Annotated in this window: 21 protein-coding genes; 13 read left to right on the top strand and 8 right to left on the bottom strand. The window is 31.7% G+C overall.

All coding sequences use genetic code 11. From position 1 onward, the window contains the following. Positions 1-2 precede the first annotated feature (2 nt). From IX290_RS06790 to IX290_RS06800, 3 genes are all read right to left on the bottom strand, one after another. Positions 3-839, bottom strand: a complete 837-nt coding sequence (locus IX290_RS06790) for a DMT family transporter (RefSeq protein ID WP_211492459.1) — start codon at positions 837-839, stop codon at positions 3-5. Between the two features lie 24 nt (positions 840-863). After that, positions 864-1,724, bottom strand: coding sequence for a MerR family transcriptional regulator (locus tag IX290_RS06795; RefSeq protein ID WP_211492460.1), 861 nt, complete (start codon positions 1,722-1,724; stop codon positions 864-866). 135 nt (positions 1,725-1,859) lie between these two features. Further along, positions 1,860-2,768: a LysR family transcriptional regulator gene (locus IX290_RS06800; protein ID WP_211492461.1), complete on the bottom strand. Its 909-nt coding sequence runs from the start codon at positions 2,766-2,768 to the stop codon at positions 1,860-1,862. 198 nt (positions 2,769-2,966) lie between these two features. On the opposite strand from IX290_RS06800, the gene IX290_RS06805 reads away from it, so the two are divergent. From IX290_RS06805 to IX290_RS06850, 10 genes are all read left to right on the top strand, one after another. Continuing rightward, entirely contained in the window at positions 2,967-4,112 is a 1,146-nt protein-coding gene (locus tag IX290_RS06805; protein WP_211492462.1) for an acyl-CoA dehydrogenase family protein, read from the top strand. A gap of 18 nt (positions 4,113-4,130) precedes the next feature. Beyond that, positions 4,131-4,610, top strand: a complete 480-nt coding sequence (locus tag IX290_RS06810; RefSeq protein ID WP_211492463.1) for a DUF1097 domain-containing protein — start codon at positions 4,131-4,133, stop codon at positions 4,608-4,610. A gap of 88 nt (positions 4,611-4,698) precedes the next feature. After that, a complete protein-coding gene (gene hydA, locus IX290_RS06815; protein WP_211492464.1) occupies positions 4,699-6,075 on the top strand; it encodes a dihydropyrimidinase in 1,377 nt (458 codons plus the stop codon). 86 nt (positions 6,076-6,161) lie between these two features. Further along, positions 6,162-7,421: a Zn-dependent hydrolase gene (locus IX290_RS06820; protein ID WP_211492465.1), complete on the top strand. Its 1,260-nt coding sequence runs from the start codon at positions 6,162-6,164 to the stop codon at positions 7,419-7,421. A gap of 314 nt (positions 7,422-7,735) precedes the next feature. After that, complete coding sequence (locus IX290_RS06825; RefSeq protein WP_211492466.1) at positions 7,736-8,920, top strand: CoA transferase; 1,185 nt, start codon at positions 7,736-7,738, stop codon at positions 8,918-8,920. Positions 8,921-8,972: 52 nt separating this feature from the next. Then, positions 8,973-9,449, top strand: coding sequence for a hypothetical protein (locus tag IX290_RS06830; protein WP_211492467.1), 477 nt, complete (start codon positions 8,973-8,975; stop codon positions 9,447-9,449). 19 nt (positions 9,450-9,468) lie between these two features. Further along, a complete protein-coding gene (locus IX290_RS06835) occupies positions 9,469-9,837 on the top strand; it encodes a hotdog fold domain-containing protein (RefSeq protein ID WP_211492468.1) in 369 nt (122 codons plus the stop codon). A gap of 209 nt (positions 9,838-10,046) precedes the next feature. Continuing rightward, a complete protein-coding gene (gene acrC, locus IX290_RS06840) occupies positions 10,047-11,189 on the top strand; it encodes an acryloyl-CoA reductase (protein ID WP_211492469.1) in 1,143 nt (380 codons plus the stop codon). 11 nt (positions 11,190-11,200) lie between these two features. Continuing rightward, entirely contained in the window at positions 11,201-11,998 is a 798-nt protein-coding gene (locus IX290_RS06845) for an electron transfer flavoprotein subunit beta/FixA family protein (RefSeq protein WP_211492470.1), read from the top strand. A 9-nt stretch (positions 11,999-12,007) separates the two neighbouring features. Beyond that, entirely contained in the window at positions 12,008-13,033 is a 1,026-nt protein-coding gene (locus IX290_RS06850; protein WP_211492471.1) for an electron transfer flavoprotein subunit alpha/FixB family protein, read from the top strand. Between the two features lie 311 nt (positions 13,034-13,344). On the opposite strand, the gene IX290_RS06855 is transcribed toward IX290_RS06850, so the two are convergent. The 5 genes from IX290_RS06855 to IX290_RS06875 form a co-directional block, all read right to left on the bottom strand. Further along, positions 13,345-14,097 (bottom strand): YebC/PmpR family DNA-binding transcriptional regulator, encoded by a 753-nt coding sequence (locus tag IX290_RS06855; RefSeq protein ID WP_211492472.1) that lies wholly within the window; start codon positions 14,095-14,097, stop codon positions 13,345-13,347. 60 nt (positions 14,098-14,157) lie between these two features. Further along, a complete protein-coding gene (locus tag IX290_RS06860) occupies positions 14,158-14,709 on the bottom strand; it encodes a 5-formyltetrahydrofolate cyclo-ligase (RefSeq protein ID WP_211492473.1) in 552 nt (183 codons plus the stop codon). Further along, the gene (locus IX290_RS06865) at positions 14,702-15,292 is read right to left on the bottom strand and encodes a uracil-DNA glycosylase family protein (protein ID WP_211492474.1); all 591 of its coding nucleotides are present in this window, start codon (positions 15,290-15,292) and stop codon (positions 14,702-14,704) included. The genes IX290_RS06860 and IX290_RS06865 overlap by 8 nt, the downstream gene beginning before the upstream one ends. Positions 15,293-15,302: 10 nt before the next feature. Continuing rightward, positions 15,303-16,079 carry an MBL fold metallo-hydrolase gene (locus IX290_RS06870; RefSeq protein WP_211492475.1) on the bottom strand — a complete coding sequence of 259 codons (777 nt, stop codon included), beginning with the start codon at positions 16,077-16,079 and terminating at the stop codon, positions 15,303-15,305. 115 nt (positions 16,080-16,194) lie between these two features. Then, entirely contained in the window at positions 16,195-17,349 is a 1,155-nt protein-coding gene (locus IX290_RS06875; RefSeq protein WP_211492476.1) for an ROK family protein, read from the bottom strand. Between the two features lie 165 nt (positions 17,350-17,514). Here IX290_RS06875 and IX290_RS06880 point away from each other — a divergent pair, with 165 nt between their 5' ends. From IX290_RS06880 to galE, 3 genes are read left to right on the top strand one after another with little or no spacing between them, the layout of a single operon-like run. Continuing rightward, positions 17,515-18,690, top strand: coding sequence for a galactokinase (locus IX290_RS06880; protein ID WP_211492477.1), 1,176 nt, complete (start codon positions 17,515-17,517; stop codon positions 18,688-18,690). Next, positions 18,690-20,210 (top strand): UDP-glucose--hexose-1-phosphate uridylyltransferase, encoded by a 1,521-nt coding sequence (gene galT, locus IX290_RS06885; RefSeq protein ID WP_211492478.1) that lies wholly within the window; start codon positions 18,690-18,692, stop codon positions 20,208-20,210. The genes IX290_RS06880 and galT overlap by 1 nt, the downstream gene beginning before the upstream one ends. 10 nt (positions 20,211-20,220) lie before the next feature. Then, on the top strand, positions 20,221-21,210 hold the full coding sequence (gene galE, locus IX290_RS06890) for a UDP-glucose 4-epimerase GalE (protein ID WP_211492479.1): 990 nt from the start codon (positions 20,221-20,223) through the stop codon (positions 21,208-21,210). Positions 21,211-21,216 lie beyond the last annotated feature (6 nt).

Consider the following 21,216-nt stretch of genomic DNA (forward strand, 5'->3'; position numbering starts at 1 on the left):
ATCTATGGTTTTTTTCTGGATAAGAAATGATTTAATAAAAGTCCAACTAAAATAAAGGCAAAACCAATCATAGTTTGGGTATTTGATGTTCTATGTAAGAATATATATACCCATAAAGGACCTAATACCATTTCTAATATAGCAATTAGTGACGCATTTTGTGCTGTTGTATATTTAACTCCTATATTGTAGCAACCGTAACCAAGAGCCACATTTACTACTCCTAGTAGTGAAACAGCAATATATTCATGCATTGACATATGGAATATAATGTTTCTGTCACTTCCTATAAAAACAAGTAATATCAATCCTGTAAATAGATTTCCAATACATGTAAGACTTATTGGCTCAATATTTTTTATTTTATTTGCAGATATTGTCATTCCTGTAAAAAATATGCTTTCAAAGAAAGCTACAGCATTTCCATAAGCTGACCCATCGCTATTTCCTGAAGTCATGAATAATATAACTCCAATAAGTATTAATAAAATTGCAGGTATTTTTCTATATTCTCTTATCTTCAAAATAAAAAAGTTAATAATGAAAATCCAAAATATACTTGCATATTGCATTCCTATGGCAATTGGAGCAACTGTATTTTTTAACGCAATAGTAATAGAAGCACATAATCCAAAGTAAGAAAATAAGAAGATTATAAGCTCTTTACTAATTTTAAAATTTTTTATTCTCAAAAATGGAAGTAAAACAATTCCAGCTATTACAGATCTATAACATGATAAAAATAATGGCGGAAGATTTACTCCACTTACAATTGGAGCGTTCAAGCTCCAGAATAAAGCTCCTAAAAAAACAAACAAATTACCTTTTTTCTCGTTCATAAGTCATTTTCTCCTAATTTTAAGTTATTTTGAAACTAATGTAATCGGAATAATAACTTTTGTAATATGTTTTTCGCTATATTCTATATCTAGAGGAGAGATGATAAACTCTTCCGAAATTGGTCCTGCAACTTCATATCCATGTTTATTTATCCATTGAAGAAGACTTACGTGACAATTAATTATTTCACTGTAATCACCTATATGATAAGCTGTACAAGCTAGATACCCTCCATACTCTCTAATATGTCCAGTATCTTTTGGAACTATCTGATCACTTTCTATCAAAACACCAAACTCAACATCGCAATCTTTCATTAAAAATTGTTCTAATGGTTTTGCATAATATGTAACAATAGTAGAACTTGTCATAGATACCCCATTTTCTGTACATTTTTCATAGATATCCATCCATCGCTGTAATGATACTTCTGCGTTGCAGTACTTAGTCATTACCTTTCTCGAATAAATCATTAAAGAAGGCTTTATCTCTTCTAATTTTATATTAATGGAATTATTGTTATTTTCTATTATCTTTTTCCCATTCAAGATTCTATTTAAAATTACATCTCCAGCAGCTTTTTTAGCTTTTAGTATATTAATCTGATTGTTTAAATCGTTATTATTTTTCTTAATAATATCCACAAAATTATCAAGAGATGGTGTTGAAATTATCTCTCTAATATCATTAATTGAAAAATCCATTGCTCTTAATCTTCTTATTAATAGCAAAGAAGTCATCTGATTTTTCGTATAATAACGATAATTTGTGTTTTCATCTCTGTAACTAGGTTGAACTAGTTTAATTTTATCATAATAACGCAATGTTTTTACTGTGATATTACAACTTTTAGAAACCTGTCCTATTGAATAATACTTTTCCATACATAATTTTTATCTGATAAACATAAAAATATCTATCAAATCAACCTCCTCTACAATACAAAATTCAGCATTTATAAAAAAATTTCATAAAAACAATGATTTCTTTTTTTAAACATATAACTTTCTGTTATTATATTATTTTAAAATTTTCGCAATATGATGCGCATTTAATATGTAATCTTTATAAGCAATTATAGCTCTTGATGTTAATAAGTCATTTCTCCATACTATATATATTGGAAATTTTATAACTATATTATCAAATTTTAAAAAATGTAAATTAGCATTTTTATTAAAAGACGTGTCACTTACAAGCCCTATTCCTAGCCCCTTTTCAATAGAAGCTATAACAGCACTCTCTGTATTGCATCTTACAGTAATATTTTTAGGATATGGTAAATTGTAAGAATCAAGTTCACTTTTTAAAACTTTTAAGTTCGCAGTATCTTCTGTATAAGAGACAAATGGCTCCTCAAGAATATCTTTATAAGATATTCTTGTTTTCTTTTTAAACCTATGATTTTTAGGCACTGCTAAAACTGCTTCATAGTCAAAAAGCTTAAGAACTTCAATGTTTTTTTCATTCGTTAAACCACTACAATCAGAAATCAATCCTAAATCTATTTCTGAATTAAGAAGGTGTTCTATAATTTTTTTTGATACATTTTCTTTATATTGAAAATGCACATTTGGAAATCTTTTTTTAAATTCAAATATAGACAGAGGAACACATTGAGTAGCGCACGAAGAAACAGTTTCCAACCTTATATTCCTTTTATTGTCTTCAGTTAAAGATTTTATCTGCTTAGTTCCAGCATCTAAAATATTCAGGCTGCTCTTTACATACTTATGAAAAATTTTTCCATATTTTGTCAGTTGATTCTCTTTTCCAACCTTGGTAAATAGCGTAACATCTAATTCTTCTTCCAAATTTTTTATAGCTTTTGAAAGAGCTGGTTGAGAGATATACAGCTTTTTCGCGGCTTTACCATAATGTTTATATTCAACAAGTGTAACAAAGTAATTTAATTGAGATATATTCATATGTATTTCTCCTTATAATTTGAATGAAAATTAGTTATCGATTTGATACGTAAAATTATAATACAGATTTGAAAAAATGTCAATTAATATTATATAATCAAACTGTAACATAGGTCTTAAAAAAAAACAATTAAAACAGAAAGAGTGCACTTAAAACTGATTTATAATTATACAACAAGGTTTACCTAGGAGGTATCAATGGATTTTAATTTAAACGAGATTCAAAAGAACGTAATAAAACTTACAAAAAGTTTTGTGGAAACAGATTTATTACCAGACGTATGTGAACGTGACAAAAAAGGAGAATTCCCTGTTGAAGTTTGGAAAACAATGGGAGAATTAGGAATTTTAGGTTTACCTTATCCTAAAAAATATGGAGGGGCAGGATTAGGGTATTTGGAATATGTATTGGCTATTCAAGAGATAGCAAAAGTTGATGCATCAGTGGCAATATCATTTTCTATTTCAACTTCTGTATGCTGTGGTGGGGTTTTTAACTACGGTACAGAAGAACAAAAGAAAAAATATTTACCACCGCTATTAAATGGGGAAGCAATAGGTGCATTTGGATTAACTGAAGCTGAAGCTGGTTCTGATGCTTCAAACATAAAAACAACTGCAGAAGAAAAAGATGATCATTATTTACTAAATGGAACAAAAATATTTACAACAAATGGTCCTCTTTGTAAATACTACTTTGTGATTGCTAGCACAGATCCTTCACAAGGGGTTAAAGGACTATCAGCTTTTCTAGTAGATACAGCTTGGGAAGGTGTACAAGTTGGAACAATAGAAGACAAGATGGGACTAAGAGAAGCACAAGTATCACAAATGTACTTTGAAAACGTAAAGGTTCCAAAAGAAAATCTTTTAGGAGAAAAGGGAAAAGGATTCAAATATGCAATGGCTTGTCTTGACGGAGGAAGAATCGGAGTAGCAGCTCAAAGTTTAGGAATTGCTAAAGGAGCATTTGAACAAGCTTATGAGTATATCCAAAAAAGAGAGCAATTTGGAAAACCTTTATATAAAAATCAATATATTGCATTCAAAATGGCTGAATTAAAAACTAAGATTGAAGCAGCAGATTTACTACTTTGTAAAGCTGCATTAGCTCATGATGAAGGAAAACCTTTTGGAGAGTTAGCAGCTATGGCAAAATTAACTTGCAGTAACTTAGCAATGGAAGTTACCACAGAAGCTGTACAGTTTATGGGTGGTAATGGTTACATGAGAGAATATCACGTAGAAAGAATGATGAGAGATGCAAAAATCACTCAAATCTATGAAGGAACAAATGAAATTCAAAAATTGGTTATAGCAAACAATATGTTTCGTAAAAAGTAAAGTTTAAAAGGAGGAAGTATGAGTTTTATATTAGCTAGTGCTTTAGGAAGTGGCTTTGTAAGTGGTATTTGGACAGGACTTACAAATTATTGGAGTATATCGATGCCTGAATATTTTTCAGCTTGGCTTCTTTTCGTTGGAATTACCTCATTTTTTATAGCTGGATGTGGAAAACAAGGATTTATTCGTTCTACAGTATCAAATATCGTTGGTATCATCATTGGATGTTTAATTATCTTTATTTGCTCATTCCATCCAACAATAACATTTGGAGCAATAGTGACAGGGGCATTTACATCATTAATTTGTTATTTATCTCGTTATAATTTAACAAAATTTGCTACTTGCACTTTCTTAGGAGGTTTTTCAGCATTTGCAACTGGTGGAGACTGGAAACTTCTTGCCGTATCAATACTTTGTGGAAATGTAGTTGGGGTTTTGTGTGAACTTTGTGGAAATTTTATTTTTAAAATGTTTGGCAAACAAGAAGAAGTGTAGTATAATTGTGTTTATTACAGAAAAAATTGTTTATTAAAACAACAAAATATTCTGTTTAATTATAAAAATCTAAGGAGGGAAGTAAACAATGACATATGATTTATTAATTAAAAATGGGACTTTAGTAACAGCAAAAGAAAAATTTGAAGCAGATTTAGCAGTTAAAGATGGTAAAATCGTAGCAATTGCTAAAAATATTGATGGGGAAGCAAAAGAAGTAGTTGATGCAAAAGGTAAATTAGTATTACCAGGTGCAATAGACGCTCATACTCACCTTGCAATGCCATTCCAAGGAGGAACTTCTGCAGATAGTTACCTTTCAGGAACAAGAGGAGCAGCTTGTGGTGGAGTTACAACAGTATTTGACTATCCAGTACAACACAAAGGTGAAACTATTATCGGTTTAGTAAACTCTAAAAAAGCAGTTCTTGAAAAAGAAGCATGTGTTGACTATGCAAGTCACTGTTGTATAACTGACTTAAACGGTGGAGACATTCTAAAAGAAATGGAACAAGCTGTTAAAGAAGGAATTACAAGTTTCAAAGCTTTCATGGTTTATAAAAAAGAAGGAATGATGATAGACGACGGTGCTATGGTTCAACTTATGGAAAGAGCTAAAGAACTTGGTGCTATAATCAACGTTCACGCTGAAAACCCAGATCTAATAGATCTTAGAACAGCTAGATTCCTTAAAGAAGGAAAAACAAGCGCTTGGTATCACTATATGAGCCGTCCAGAATTCGTTGAAGCTGAAGCTGATATAAGAGCCGTACACTGGGCAAAACACTTAGGAACACCTCTTTATATAGTTCATATGGCTGATAAAGAAGGACTAGAAGCTGCAATAAAAGCTAAAGAGGAAGGAGCTAAAGTATTTATCGAAACTTGTCCTCAATATCTAGAATTTACTTGCGACGTTTATAAACGTGAAGATGGACGTAACTTTGTTTGTTCACCTCCAATAAAAGGACAAGAAAGCCAAGATGCTTTATGGAAAGCAATAAAAGCAGGATTAATTGATACAGTTGCAACTGACCACTGCCCATTCCAAAGCTATGAAAAAGATTGGGGAAAAGATGACTATACTAAGATACCAAATGGTTGTGCTGGAATCGAAAACCTATATCCATATATGTTAGCTGCTGCAAATGAAGGAAAAATAAGCTTTGAAAGAGCTGTAGAACTTTGCTCAACTAATGTTGCTAAAATATTCGGATGCGTTAATAAAGGTTCTTTAACTGTTGGTAAAGATGCTGACATCGTTATATACGACAAAGATAAAGACTTTACAATCAGCATAAACAATATGCATACAAACTGTGACCATACAATTTGGGAAGGTGTAAAACTTCATGGTTACCCAGTTAAAACTTTCTTAAGAGGTCAACTAGTTTATGACAATGGTGAATTCGTTGGTAAACCAGGTATGGGTAAATTTGTAAAGAGAGTACCTCAACAATACTAAGATTAAATTTAAATATTTTTAACTTATAAAAGGAAAATTAACTTTATTTTAAATAGAAACTTAAACAAAATCAGGGAGGAAAAATTATGGCATACAAATGTGACAACAAAAGAATGGAAGACAAAATCAAAACTATCAGTAAATATGGAGACGCTGGACATGGTGGAATAACTAGATATTGTTTCTCAGAAGCAGATCTTCAAGCTCGTGGAGAATTTGTAAAAAGAATGAAAGCTATTGGTGCTGAAATTAAAACAGACGACATGGGAAACGTTTACGCTACATTAAAAGGATCAGACCCTTCATTACCAGCTATCGCTACTGGTTCACATACAGACTCAGTTAAAAATGGTGGAAACTACGACGGTATACTAGGAGTAATCTCAGCTATGGAAGTTCTTGAAACTATAGCAGAACAAAAAATACCTCACAAACACAATATTACAGCAATGATTTGGACAAATGAAGAAGGATCTTTATATCCACCTGCAATGATGAGTTCAGGAGTTGTTATGAACGACTACCTACCTGCAGAGATCGCAAAAAAATTCAGACACGAAGATGTTTTAAAATCAGTTTCAGTTCTTGACCCAACTAAAACATTCGAAGCTGCTTTAAATGCTTCTGGATACAAAGGAGATATCAAAAACAGATTAAATCCAAAAGATTATTGTGCAATGTTTGAACTTCACATCGAACAAGGACCTATCCTTGAAGCTGAAAAGAAAGATATCGGAGTAGTTACTTGTGTACTTGGAATGGTTAACTACAGAATCAAAATATACGGAGTATCAGACCACGCTGGAACAACTCCAATGAAATATAGACACGATGCACTTTACGGAGCTGCTAAAGTATTACAATACTTACATGATGAATTAGATAAATTAGATCCAGAATTAGTTTATACAACAGGAGAAATCGTTTGTCATCCAAATGTACATACAGTAATTCCTGATTTCGTTGAATTCTCACTTGACGCTCGTCATGAAGATCCAAAAGTAATCGAACAAGTTGTTGAAGTAATAAAGAGCATACCAAAAGAAATCGTTGGATGTACAACTGATTCAGCTGTTGCATGGACAAGAGATACAGTTTACTATGATGAAAAACTTGTAAACTATGTTCAAGAATCTGTAAACGAACTTGGATACTCTAACCAACGTATCAACTCAGGAGCAGGACATGACGCACAATTCGTTGCTTACATGCTACCTACTACAATGATATTCGTTCCTTCAGTAGATGGACACTCTCACTGTGAAAATGAATATACTCCAGTTGAAAAATGTACTCAAGGAGCATCAGTATTATTAAATGCTATTTTAAAACGTGACGCTGAATAATCATTAAAGCCTACAAAAAATTGAATATAAAATAATGATAAAACTCTTCTATTACGGGAGAGTTTTATTCTTGAAAAAAACAATTAAAACTCTTAAAATAATACAAACTTAACTATAAACGCAACGTTTTGTACTGAAAAATCAAGATATTTTAACTCTGTCCTTAGTGGAGAGTTCACATTTAAATAAAATAAAAAAATATATAAAATTTTATTAACTGTATTGACTCTCCACGTAAGGAAATTGTTATACTTGAATTAAGAAAATTAGTTATCGTTTGATTATAAAAATAAGTAAAGGAGTTGAAAGTTAACGTGAAACAAAAAGCATTAGAAGGGTTAAAAGTAGTTGACTTAACGTCTGCGTTAAGCGGTCCATTTTGTACAATGTTCTTTGGAGACTTCGGAGCAGAAGTAATTAAGATAGAACCAGTTGATGGTGAACAATGTCGTACTTGGGGACCTATTGATGAAAAATCAGGAGAGAGCGGATTTTTCGCCTATGTAAATAGAAATAAAAAGGGATGTACATTAAATCTAAAATCAGAAAAAGGATTACAAATGTTTTATGATTTAGTTAAAGATGCTGACTTTTTATGTGAAAACTATAAAGGTGGAGTAACTAAAAAACTAAAAATAGATTATGAAACAATCAGAAAAATAAATCCTAGAATAATATATGTTTCTGGATCAGGTTTTGGACAAACTAGTCCTTTAAGCAACCGTCCATGCTATGACGCTGTTGCACAAGCAATGGGAGGTCTTGTTGCTATGACTGGTTACAAAGACGGTGCTCCAGTAAAAGCAGGTCCAAGTATTGCAGACCACGTATCAGGAATCTATCAAATGGTTGGAGCATTAATCGCTCTACAATATAGAGAAAAAACAGAGGAAGGACAACTTGTAGACGTTGCTATGGTTGATACTATATTCTCTATGTTGGAAAATGCTATACCAAATTATACAATGGCTGGAAAAATTCCTCAAAGAAATGGAAACATAGATCCTTCTATCGCTCCTTTCGATATATTCCAATGTAAAGATGGTTACGTTGCACTTGGAGTAGGTAATGATAGATTATGGGCTAAATTATGTAATATCATGGGAAGAGAAGATTTAATAGAAAATGAAAAATTCTTAACTAACGAACTTAGAGAAGCTAACTATCTTCCAGAACTAAAAGAAATAATTACAAATTTCGCTGAGCAATATACAAAGATGGAACTAGAAGAAATGATGGCTGAAGCAGGAATACCATGCGGACCTGTACTAAATGTTAAAGAAGCTATTGAACATCCTCAAATTCAATCAAGAGAGATGATGGTACATGTAAATCACCCAATAGCAGGAGATCAATACTTCCAAGGAGTTGTTCCTAAATTATCAAAAACTCCTGGAACTGTAGATACACCTTCTCCACTTTTAGGACAACACAACTGTGAGGTTTTTGGTTTAACTGAAGAAGAAGCTAAGAAGTTAAAAGAAGAGGGAGTAATTTAAATTATTAATTTTTTATAGAGATTATAAAAAAAGAAAATAAGGAGGTCTAAAGATGGCTAGAAAAGTATCTTATCTAAGCTATAACATGACAACAGCAGATGCATCAGATCCTAGTGGAAGAATATCTGTTGGTCGTCAATTTGATTTTATTGGAGACGTTGAAACAGAACAAATGATTCTGAATGATGGAGACGAATCATTATGTTTAGGGTATCATGATGTAAAAATATACAAGGAAGTTTTTGTTGGGGATATGATGGAATACAAAGCAACAATGACTCACGTTGGAAATACATCAAGAGACTGTAAAATCGAAGTATTCAAGTTGGCAACACCTGCATTCAGAGAAGGTAAAAAGGATGCAAAAGATGGAGATATGATTTGGTTTGATGAACCAGTTCTTTGTACTGAAGGAAATGTTCGTCTAGTTGTAAAGAAACATTTACAAAGAGGGGAACAACCAGATGGACTTGTAAAAGATCCATGGCGTGCACTTGAAGATTTTCCAGAAGACGACAACGAATTTTAGTGAGAGGAGGATTTGAATTATGGAAACAATGACAATGCGTTATAGAATGTCTGACCGTGACGTGTTTTACGGTGGAGGAGTCGTTAATGGTGCAAGAGGAATCACATTAATGGAAGATTGCGCTAAAAGATTAATGGCTAAAGTATTTCAAAATACAGGAAAGTGTGTAAAAGTTAAAAAAGTTCGTTTATATGTACCTTTATTTGCAGGTGACTATATGGAATTTATCGCTAGAACTAAAAGAGTGGAAGGAAAAAAAGCACTTATTGAAGTAAGAGCTTACAAAATTATAGATGTTCCTGAAAATCCACCTTACCCAAGTTCAATAGATGTATTAGCAGACCCACCTTTATGTACAGTTGTCCAATTTGTTTTTGAAGCAAATTAAATAATTATAATAAGGGATTTGAATATTTATTATCATAAGTAAATATTAAAAATAAGAAAGTCTATGATAATTTTTCCTATCATAGACTTTTATTTTTAAATTTTAATGCTCTTTAACCCCTTATTTAGATTTTGATAAACTCTTAAACTTGATTCCCAAGATTAAGGACTCGCTAAAAGCGATTAATTTTATTAAACTAGGAGGCAAAAATGAATTTTCAATTTACTAAAGCGCAGGTTGAATTACAAAAAGTAGCAAGAGAATTTGCTAAACAAGAAGTTGAACCTATTGCTGCTGAAATAGATAAAAAAGGAATTTATCCTAAAGAAACCTTTAAAAAAATGGCTAAAGTTGGATTTACAGGTATTGGAATACCTGTTGAATACGGTGGATCAGGTGGAAATGACACTGATAAAGTCATCGTAGTTTCAGAAATAGCTAAAAAATGTGCAGCAACTGCAGCAATTTTATCTATTCATACAATTTTCCCACAAGCCATTTTAAAATTTGGTACTGAAGAACAAAAAAGAAAATATCTTCCTATGATGGGTGAGGGAGGTTCTTTAGGGGCTTTTGCTTTAACAGAACCAAATGCAGGAACAGATGCAGGTTCTGCAAAAACAACAGCAATTTTCGATGAAGAAACTAATGAATATGTATTAAATGGTACTAAATGCTTTATTTCTGGTGGTGGACAAGCTGATGCTCTAGTAGTATTCGCTTTAACAGATCCTAAAAAAGGTTTAAAAGGAATGTCAGGAATAATTGTTGAAAAAGGAACTAAAGGATTCAGCATTGGAAAAATAGAAGATAAAATGGGAATCCACGGATCAGAAACAGTTGAATTAATATTTGACAACTGCAGAGTTCCAAAAGAAAATCTTTTAGGTAAAGAAGGAAAAGGATTTAACATCGCTATGTCTTGTCTTGATGGAGCAAGAATCGGTGTAGCTGCACAAGCATTTGGAATTGCTGAAGGAGCTTTAGAAGAGAGTATAAAATACTCTAAAGAAAGAGTTCAATTTGGTAAACCTATTAGCCAACTACAAGGTATTCAATGGTATATTGCTGATATGGCAACAAAAGTTGAAGCAGCTAGATGGTTAACTTATTATGCAGCATCTTTAAAAAATATAGGAAAACCTTTTACAAAAGAAGCAGCAATGGCAAAATTAAATGCTTCAACTGTTGCAAGGGAAGTTACAAACCTAGCATTACAAATCCATGGTGGATATGGTTATATGCAAGACTATCCATTAGAAAGAATGTATCGTGATGCTAAAATTACAGAAATTTATGAAGGAACATCAGAAGTTCATAAAATTGTAATTTCAAGAGCTGTATTGAAATAGGAGGAGCAGTAATGAATATATTAGTATGTATTAAACAAGTACCTGACACAAATGAAGTTAAAATAAATCAAGAAACAGGAACTTTAATAAGAGAAGGAGTTCCTAGTATAATCAATCCAGATGATAAAAATGGACTAGAAGAAGCTTTAAGATTAAGAGATGAATTTGGTGGAAAAGTTACAGTTGTAACTATGGGACCACCTCAAGCTAAAGATGCACTAAGAGAAGCTGTAGCAATGGGAGCAGACGACGTATATATCGTATCTGATAGAGCTTTTGGAGGATCTGATACATGGGCAACTGCTACAATATTAGCTGCTGCAATAGAAAAAATAGGAAACTTTGATATTATCATGTGTGGAAGACAGGCAATCGATGGAGATACAGCTCAAGTTGGACCAGAAATTGCTGAATTCTTAGGAATTCCACAAGTAACATATGTAAAAAATGTAGAAGTTAAAGAAGATAAATTAATAGTTACAAGATTTACAGAAAAAGGAGATTATGTAATTGAAACTAAAACTCCTGTACTTTTAACAGCTATAAAAGAATTAAACGTACCAAGATATCCAACAGTTAAAGGTATTTATAAAGCTTATGAAGACCTTAAAGATGAAGATATAAAAGTTTTAACTTTAAACGATTTAGATGTTGATACAACACAAATAGGTTTAAAAGGTTCTCCTACAAATGTTTATAAATCTTTTGTGCCAGTAAAAAATAAAGAAAGTAAAATAGTGGAACATAAAGGAGATAAAGAAATTGTCAAAATATTAATGTCAGACTTACATGGTTTGAATTTAATATAGGAGGGTAAAATGTCTAGAGCGAAAGTAAATCAAAATATAGATCTAAATAGTTACAACGATGTTTGGGTAATTGGTGAACAAACTAATGGAGTTACTCATCCTGTAACTATTGAATTAATTGGAGAAGGAAGAAAACTAGCTGACACATTAAAGAAAAAATTAATGGTTGTTTTAACTGGTTATGATATTGAAAAAAATGCAGAAGAACTTTTACACTACGGTGTTGATAAAGTTTATTACATCAAAGATGAGCTTTTAAAAAACTTCTCAACTGAAGGTATTGTAATCTCAATTGCAGACCTTATAAATGAAAAAAAACCAGAAATTGTTTTAGTTGGTGCAACATCAATTGGTAGAGATATTGCTCCAAGACTTGCTGCTAGAGTTGGAACTGGACTTACAGCAGACTGTACAAAACTTGAAATAGATTTAACTGACAATAAAATTTTACAAACAAGACCTGCTTTTGGTGGAAACTTAATGGCAACAATAATTTGCCCTAAGAATAGACCTCAAATGTCAACAGTAAGACCAGGAGTTATGGAAAAAGCTCCATTTACTGAAGAGATCAAAGGTGAAGTTGAAGTTGTAAAACCAAATATAAAATCTGAAATGATAAGAACAAAATTCTTAGAACTTATTAAACCAGAACACAAAGCTGTAGATTTTTCTAAAGCTAAAATAATTGTTTCTGGTGGAAGAGGTTTAAAAACTGCTGACGGATTCAAATTAATAAAAGAATTCGCAGATAAACTAGGGGGAGAAGTTGGAGCTTCAAGAGCCGCTGTTGATAGTGGTTGGATCGCACAATCTCACCAAGTTGGACAAACCGGAACTACAGTAAGACCTATCCTTTACATTGCTTGTGGAATATCAGGTGCAATCCAACACTTGGCTGGAATGGGAGATTCAAAATATATAATTGCCATAAATAAAGATCCAGAAGCTCCAATTTTTAAAGTTTGTGACTATGGAATAGTTGGAGACTTATATGAAGTTATCCCTCAAATGATTGAATGGATTGAAGAAAAATAAGAATTAAGCACAATTAAAACTACGATATATTAACGATTTTCGGATAAATAAAAATCTCTCCTGTTATGTCTTTTCGGGAGAGATTTTTCTTATTTATAAATCAGCAAATTAATCTATCGTCTAAGTATCTCAATAATAGCCTGTTATATAAAGATTACCTATTTAAAGAGCTGAAATCTTATAAGGGTAATATAAATACCCTTAATCTTTTAAAATCGATTTAAATGCCATTTAAAAGCTTCGAAAAATTACATTTCCTTTTTAAAATAAAAAAAGGCTGAAAAAACTTTTTCAACCTTTAGTTTTACTTACTAGTCATCCAACTTTTCAAGTATTTCATCATCAATATCAAAGTTAGCATAAACTTCTTGAACGTCATCTAAATCTTCAAGAGCATCATATAATGCCATTACTTTTTTAGCTGTATCTAAATCAGTAATTTCAATTTTATTATCAGCGTTCATTTCTATTTCTGCTTCTTCATATTTATATCCTGCTTTTGTTAAGTTATCTAATACAGTTTGGAACTCTGTATAATCAGTTATTACTTCAAACATTCCATCTTCTGAAGAAACGTCTTCTGCTCCAGCTTCTAAAGCTGCCATCATAAATTCATCTGGATCAATTCCTTCTGATTTTACTGTAATAACTCCCTCTTTTTTAAACATCCATGCAACTGCTCCGTCAGTTCCAAGATTTCCACCTTTTCTTGTGAAAGTCATTCTAACTTCAGAAGCTGATCTGTTTTTATTATCTGTTACAACGTCAACGATAAATGCAGTTCCAGCAGGTCCGTATCCTTCGTATCTCATTTCAAGGTATTCTACACCTTCAAGTTCTCCAGTACCTTTTTTGATTGCTCTTTCAAGTATATCTTTAGGCATGTTTCCAGCTTTTGCTTTTTCTATTGCAAGTCTTAATCTAGGGTTGAAGTCTGGGTCCCCTCCACCTTCTTTAGCTGCTATTGTTAATTCTCTTCCAAATTTTGTAAATAACTTAGCTCTTTTCTTATCTTGAGCTCCTTTTCTATGTTGGATATTTGACCATTTACTATGTCCTGACACGATAAACCTCCCAAATTTTTCTTAGTTACTATAAAATTCTATCACATTAACTCAATTTTTTCAATAGTTGATAGTTATGACATAATTATTTTTTGTAAGTAACCCATTGATTTTTACATCATTTTCATGAGTTTCTACAACATCAAAAATCTGAAATTCAAAAGCAGGTGCTATTTTAACTGGTTCATTATGTATGGTAAAAAATCTATCATAATATCCCTTTCCATATCCTACTCTGCTCCCAAATTTATCAAAGCCAAGCCCTGGAACTATAATAAGATCTATTTTACCATTATAAGCCTCTCCTACTGGCTCTGATACTCCAAACTTACTTATTTTAAACTTTCCACTAAATGGCACGGCACTCATTGTTCCATCAGATTCAACTCTTGGTAAAAGAAGTGTTTTTCCATCTTTTATAATATCACTATTTAGTTTTTCAGTATCAACTTCATTATTAAAGCTCATATAGGACATTATAACTTCTGAATTTTTATACTCATTCATAGTATATAAAAAATCCCATAAAGAGTTACTGTACTCCTTGATAAAATCTTTATTTAAAGCTTTACGACGGGATTTAACCTCAGCCCTTATGCTTTTTTTATCCATTGATTTTCACCAGTTCCTGTTTTGCAAGTTTTAAATCATTCCAGAAATCAATGGCAACTTTAGATTTTTTTCCACTCTCTTTTCTGGATTTTTTTACAAAATTCACATCATAGGTAAGAATAAGTTTTATTCCTCCCATCCATTCAATTACTTTTCCTCTCTCATCCTGTATTTTAACCTCTCTGCCAAGAATTACTTCAGCAGGTTCAACACCTAATGCAACAATTATTTTAGGCTTTATAAGAGCAATCTGCATATCTAAAAACTCTTTTAAAACCTCTCTATCCTCTTCCATCATATCACTTAATTTACACCCTTTTTTTGAAAGAGTGGTAATATAGTAATCTTCTGGAGTTATCTCTTCAATATCACAAAGTTTAATTAGAAACTCTCCACTTGAACCAGGTGCTACTCTTAGCTCTTCATTTTGATAGAGATCACAGTCATCTCCTATAAATAGGATATCCCCTGATCTATTTCCTGCTCCTATAAGGGTTTTTCTTTGATTATCATCTGCATAATGCTCTCCAAGTGCCCCTATTTCAAATTTTAATTCTTCCCAAAAGTTATCTATCTCTTCCAAACTGCCCCTCCTACAACTCAAATATATCTGTCACTATATCCTGTTTTGCAAGTTCATATTTTAAATTTATTCTATTATTTCTAAGCTCTTCCTCTATTGTATTTGTAACTATATCTGGATTATTACTATCTTTACTTATATGTGCCAGATATACTTTTTTTAATCTTTCACTATACATCTCTTTTATAAATTTTGCAGCATCATTATTTGAAAGATGTCCATTTCTTCCTTTTACTCTGGCCTTTAGATCCCAGGGATAACTGCAGTTCATCAGCATATTATAGTCATAGTTGCTCTCTATTACCATAAGATCCACATCTTTAAAGTTTTCTCTAACTATATTACTTACATAACCAATGTCTGTAGATATAGCTATCTTCTTTCCTTCCTGATTTTCAACTCTATACCCAATTGTTCTTACAGCATCGTGCATAACATCAAAAGGGTTAATTAAAAAGTCATCATTTATTTTAAATTTTCCATCTATAAATCTTAAATTATCTGCATCTATTTTTCCCAGTTTCTTTTCTCCAGCTTTGAAACTCTCTGGAGTTATATATATAGGAACATTATATTTTCTCGAAATTATTCCAGCTCCCTGTATATGATCCCCATGTTCATGAGTAATTAAAAGAGCATCTAATTCCTCTAATTTTTTTCCTATTTTTTTTAATCTCTCTTCTATCTTTTTACAGCTGAAACCTGCATCTATAAGAAATTTCGTATTGTTATCCTCAATGTATATGGAATTTCCTCCACTTCCACTTCCTAAAATTGAAATTTTCATCTGTTTGTTCCCTTCCAATCTATTCTTATCATTATATTATTATATTCTGTTACTATACCTAATTATACTAGATTTTATAAAGAATGTAAAACCTTTATAAATTTAAAATATTTTTCTATTTAAAGGCAAAGTAATTAGCAACAGCAAAAGGAGATTTTTTATAAATAGATGTAAGAAAATTTGATACTACTACCTCATAATTTTGCTCATCTAAGGTTATCTTTCCTATCTCATTTAAAAGTGCATCTAATATATAACGACTTTTAAAAATATCTCCATAGAGTATTATTTTCTCAGGATTTATTACAGAGATAATCATATCCATAGCATATGCTATATAGGATATGGCCTCTCCAACTATCTCCAGTGTCAACATATCTTTCTCTTCATAAGCACTTAAAATATCATTGATATCTATATTTTTATTTTTATCAAGGACTTTTCTAAGGAGTGTAAATCGATTATTATTTCTTATCTGAGTAAATATCTTCTTAATTATTGCACGATTTGATACCTCAGTTTCCAGACATCCTCTCTTTCCACATGAACATTTTTCCAAACTTCCTCTTTTTACAACCATATGCCCTAATTCCCCAGACATAGAGCCATATCCATGGTAGAGCATATCATTTAAATATATACTTCCTCCTACTCCATCCTCTATATTCAGTACAACAAAGTTATGATTATCCCTGCACACACCAAATATCTTCTCTGTAAGTGCCATAGCTCTCACATCATTTTCAACTACTGTCTTTATGTTAAATTTTTTTTCTATCTCATCTTTAAGAGGATAATTTTTTATATTGTAGTGAGGAGAAAAAATAACCTTTCCCTTTTCACTATCTACAAGACCATTAGTTACAATAGAGATAATTGATATATCCTTATAGATGTTTAGAAATTTTTTTATAACCTCTTCTCCCTGCTTAAAATAATTCTTTTCCTCTATGAAATCATATCTTTTTGATTCAAACATCTCACCATTAATATTTCCTATAGTTATCTGAAAAAATTTTGGTGCAAAATATACACCTAATACCTTTCCTATATTTTTGTCATTAATTTCCAGAAGTACTGGTTTTCTGCCACCTGTAGATTCTCCCTCTTTACTTTCTACAATGAGTTTCTCATTTAAAAGCTCTTTTACTACTTTCCCCACTCCAGCAGAGGTAACACCAAACTCTTTCGCTATTTCATTTCTAGATATATATTTTCTATTTTTTATCAATTCAAGAACTCTATTTTTAAGATTCCCCTCTCTTTTCAATTATCTCACCTCTCATTTTCATTTTACTTTATTCAAGTAGAAATAGCAAAGACTTTTTAAACTAAGTTTGTTAAGTTGTTGTTTTCTTATACAATTCACTTGATTATTACATAAAATACTATATACTGAATATAAGAGGAACAATTTTTTAATCGGAGGTAAGAGATGATAGAAAAATTAGTAAAGGAATTTAAAAAAATCTATAATTATAACGGAAAAGTTCAAGTGTTCTTCTCTCCAGGAAGAGTAAACCTTATTGGTGAACACACAGATTACAATGGTGGATTTGTATTCCCATGTGCACTTAATTTTGGAACATATGGAGTAGCTGTTAAAAGAACTGACAGAAAATGTAGAATGTACTCTCTAAACTTTGAAAGTGTAGGAGTAAAAGAGTTCTCTTTAGACAATTTAGTATATGAAAAAAGTGATAACTGGGTTAACTATCCAAAAGGAGTTATCAAAGCATTTGAAGATGCAGGATTTAAAATTGACAGAGGCTTTGATTTACTAATTTTCGGAACTATCCCTAATGGAGCTGGATTATCATCATCTGCATCATTAGAACTACTTATTTCCGTTATTTTAAAGGATTTCAATAACCTTGACACAGATATGATAAACATGATTAAACTATCACAAAAAGCTGAAAATCAATTTATCGGTGTAAACTGTGGTATTATGGACCAATTTGCAATTGGTATGGGTAAAGAGAATAACGCCATCCTTTTAGATTGTAATTCACTTGATTACAAATATGCACCTATCTCTTTAAATGGTGCTTCAGTAGTTATAGCAAATACCAATAAAAAAAGAGGTCTTGCAGATTCAAAATATAATGAAAGAAGAGCTTCTTGCGAAGCAGCTGTAAAAGTTTTAAATAAACATGGAGTAAATATAAAATACCTTGGAGAGCTTTCTGTTGATGAATTTAACAAGGTAAAACATTTTATAACAGATCCTGAGCAGTTAAAAAGAGCTACTCACGCTGTAAGTGAAAATGCCAGAACTGTTGAAGCTGTTGAAAAACTAAAAGCTGGAGATATTGAAGGATTTGGTAAACTTATGAATCAATCTCATATCTCATTAAGAGATGACTATGAGGTAACTGGACCAGAATTAGATGCTCTTGTAGAAGCAGCATGGAATGCTCCTGGAGTAATTGGTTCACGTATGACTGGTGCTGGATTTGGTGGATGTACAGTAAGTATTGTAAAAGATAAAGATATTGATGAATTTATAAAAGAAGTTGGAAAAAAATATACAGAAAAAACTGGCTTAGTTGCTGATTTTTATGTTGCTAAAATCGGTGACGGTAGCAGAAAGTTAGGTGAGTTTTAATGGATATATTTAAAATAATACAAACTCTTCTTAAATATGGAGTAAAAAATAATCTTATAGGAAAATATGATGAAATTGTATCTAGAAATGAAATTTTACATATTTTAAAACTTGATGACTGGGAAGATAGAGAAGTTAAAGAGTCTGAAATTCCAGAATATCCAACTGAACTTCTTGAAAAAATATGTGACTATGCTGTTGAAAAAAATATAATAGAGGACACAGTAACATATAGAGATCTTTTTGATACTGAAATTATGGGTGCAATGACACCTAAAGCTACACAAATTATAGAAAAATTTGAGAGATTAAGAAATGAAAGTGTTGAAAAGGCAACTGAATTTTACTATGATTTTGCTAAGAAAAGTAACTATATCAGAACTGATAGAATAGCTAAAAATATGCACTGGTTTTCTAAAACTGAGTATGGAGATATGGAGATAACTGTAAATCTTTCTAAACCAGAAAAAGATCCTAGAGATATTGCAAAACAAAGACTTATGCCTCAATCTTCATATCCTAAATGTCTTCTTTGTTATGAAAATGTTGGATACTATGGAAGACTTAACCACCCTGCTCGTGAAAATCACAGGGTTATCCCATTTGAACTTACAAATGAAGAGTGGTTTATGCAATACTCTCCATATGTATACTACAATGAACATGCAATAGTTTTTGCAAGAGAACACAGACCAATGAAAATTACAAGGGAAGCTTTTGATAGACTTACTGCATTTGTTGGAAAACTTCCACACTATTTCTTAGGTTCAAATGCTGACCTTCCAATAGTAGGAGGATCTATTTTAAGCCATGACCACTATCAAGGTGGACATCATGAATTCCCAATGGCTAAGGCAAAAATTGAAAAAGAGATACAATTTAAGGGATATAAAAATATAAAAGCAGGTATAGTAAAATGGCCTATGTCTGTAATTAGAATCAGTGGAAAAGACAGATTAGAGCTTGTAGATCTTGCTGATAAAATATTAAAATGCTGGAGAGAATATAGTGATTCATCTCTTGGAATATTGGCTTACAGTGAGGATACTCCTCATAATACTGTAACTCCAATTGCTAGAAAAAGAGGTGGAAATTTCGAACTTGACCTTGTTCTTAGAAATAACAGAACAAGTGATGAGCATCCTTTAGGAATATTCCATCCACATCAAGATGTTCATAATATTAAAAAAGAAAATATCGGTCTTATTGAAGTAATGGGACTTGCTGTTTTACCTGGAAGACTTAAAGAAGAACTGGAAATCCTTGGAAAATATCTAACTCAAGATAACTGGGAAGAAAGTATCAAAAATGATGAAAAAGTTGTAAAACATATTGACTGGGTAAAAAATATAATGAAAAAACATGAAAATATTACTGTTCAAAATGTAAAAGATATATTACAATCTGAAGTAGGAATCACATTCTCAAGAGTTCTTGAAGATGCAGGTGTCTACAAAAGAGATGAAAAAGGACAAGCTGGTCTTTTGAGATTTGTTGAACATGTAAATAATAATATTTAAGGAGGTTACTATGGCAATATTAGTTTGTGGTGGTGCTGGATATATAGGAAGTCACGTAACGAGAGCACTTATAGATAGCGGGGAGAAAGTTATAGTTTTAGATAACTTAGTTACTGGTCACGTAGATGCTGTATGTGAAAAAGCTAAACTTGTACTTGGTGATTTAAAAGATGAAGAGTTTATTAATAGAGTTTTCAGAGAAAATAATATAGATGGTGTAATTGACTTTGCAGCATTCTCATTAGTTGGTGAGAGTATGACTGAACCATTAAAATATTTTGAAAACAACTTCTATGGTACTTTATGTTTATTAAAAGCTATGAAAAATCATGGTGTTAAAAATATAGTATTTTCGTCAACTGCAGCAACTTATGGAGAACCTGAAAATATTCCAATACTTGAAACAGATAGAACTTTCCCTACAAATCCATATGGAGAAAGTAAACTTTGCGTAGAAAAAATGATGAAATGGTGTGATAAAGCTTATGGAATCAAATTCACAGCTTTAAGATATTTTAACGTAGCTGGAGCTCATCCATCTGGAGATATTGGTGAAGACCATAATCCTGAAAGCCACTTAATTCCAATCATTCTTCAAGTTGCATTAGGAAAGAGAGAGAAAATAAGTATATTTGGAGAGGATTATCCAACAGCAGATGGTACATGTATCAGAGACTATATCCATGTAATGGACCTTGCTGATGCTCATATTCTTGCACTAAAAAGACTTCAAAATGGTGGAGACAGTGCAATATTCAACTTAGGTAATGGAGAGGGATTCTCTGTTAAAGATGTAATTGAAGTAAGTAGAAAGGTAACTGGACACTCAATTCCTGCAGAAGTTGCACCTAGAAGAGCTGGAGACCCTGCAAAACTTGTTGCATCTTCAGAAAAAGCAATGAAAGAGTTAAATTGGAAACCAAAATATAACTCACTTGAAAAGATTATCGAAACTGCTTGGAAATGGCATAAAAACCATCCAAATGGATATGAAGATTAATTAAAT

The sequence above is a fragment of the Fusobacterium sp. DD2 genome (genome assembly GCF_018205345.1).
Taxonomy (GTDB): domain Bacteria; phylum Fusobacteriota; class Fusobacteriia; order Fusobacteriales; family Fusobacteriaceae; genus Fusobacterium_A.

Bases quoted from the DNA above. Each gene is read 5' to 3' on its own strand.
- acrC (WP_211492469.1), top strand. From the start codon at position 10,047: ATGAATTTTCAATTTACTAAAGCGCAGGTTGAATTACAAAAAGTAGCA.
- IX290_RS06870 (WP_211492475.1), bottom strand. From the start codon at position 16,079: ATGAAAATTTCAATTTTAGGAAGTGGAAGTGGAGGAAATTCCATATAC.
- hydA (WP_211492464.1), top strand. From the start codon at position 4,699: ATGACATATGATTTATTAATTAAAAATGGGACTTTAGTAACAGCAAAA.
- IX290_RS06830 (WP_211492467.1), top strand. From the start codon at position 8,973: ATGGCTAGAAAAGTATCTTATCTAAGCTATAACATGACAACAGCAGAT.
- IX290_RS06810 (WP_211492463.1), top strand. From the start codon at position 4,131: ATGAGTTTTATATTAGCTAGTGCTTTAGGAAGTGGCTTTGTAAGTGGT.
- IX290_RS06795 (WP_211492460.1), bottom strand. From the start codon at position 1,724: ATGGAAAAGTATTATTCAATAGGACAGGTTTCTAAAAGTTGTAATATC.
- IX290_RS06845 (WP_211492470.1), top strand. From the start codon at position 11,201: ATGAATATATTAGTATGTATTAAACAAGTACCTGACACAAATGAAGTT.
- IX290_RS06800 (WP_211492461.1), bottom strand. From the start codon at position 2,768: ATGAATATATCTCAATTAAATTACTTTGTTACACTTGTTGAATATAAA.
- IX290_RS06860 (WP_211492473.1), bottom strand. From the start codon at position 14,709: ATGGATAAAAAAAGCATAAGGGCTGAGGTTAAATCCCGTCGTAAAGCT.
- IX290_RS06880 (WP_211492477.1), top strand. From the start codon at position 17,515: ATGATAGAAAAATTAGTAAAGGAATTTAAAAAAATCTATAATTATAAC.
- IX290_RS06805 (WP_211492462.1), top strand. From the start codon at position 2,967: ATGGATTTTAATTTAAACGAGATTCAAAAGAACGTAATAAAACTTACA.
- IX290_RS06850 (WP_211492471.1), top strand. From the start codon at position 12,008: ATGTCTAGAGCGAAAGTAAATCAAAATATAGATCTAAATAGTTACAAC.
- IX290_RS06835 (WP_211492468.1), top strand. From the start codon at position 9,469: ATGGAAACAATGACAATGCGTTATAGAATGTCTGACCGTGACGTGTTT.
- IX290_RS06790 (WP_211492459.1), bottom strand. From the start codon at position 839: ATGAACGAGAAAAAAGGTAATTTGTTTGTTTTTTTAGGAGCTTTATTC.
- IX290_RS06820 (WP_211492465.1), top strand. From the start codon at position 6,162: ATGGCATACAAATGTGACAACAAAAGAATGGAAGACAAAATCAAAACT.
- galE (WP_211492479.1), top strand. From the start codon at position 20,221: ATGGCAATATTAGTTTGTGGTGGTGCTGGATATATAGGAAGTCACGTA.
- galT (WP_211492478.1), top strand. From the start codon at position 18,690: ATGGATATATTTAAAATAATACAAACTCTTCTTAAATATGGAGTAAAA.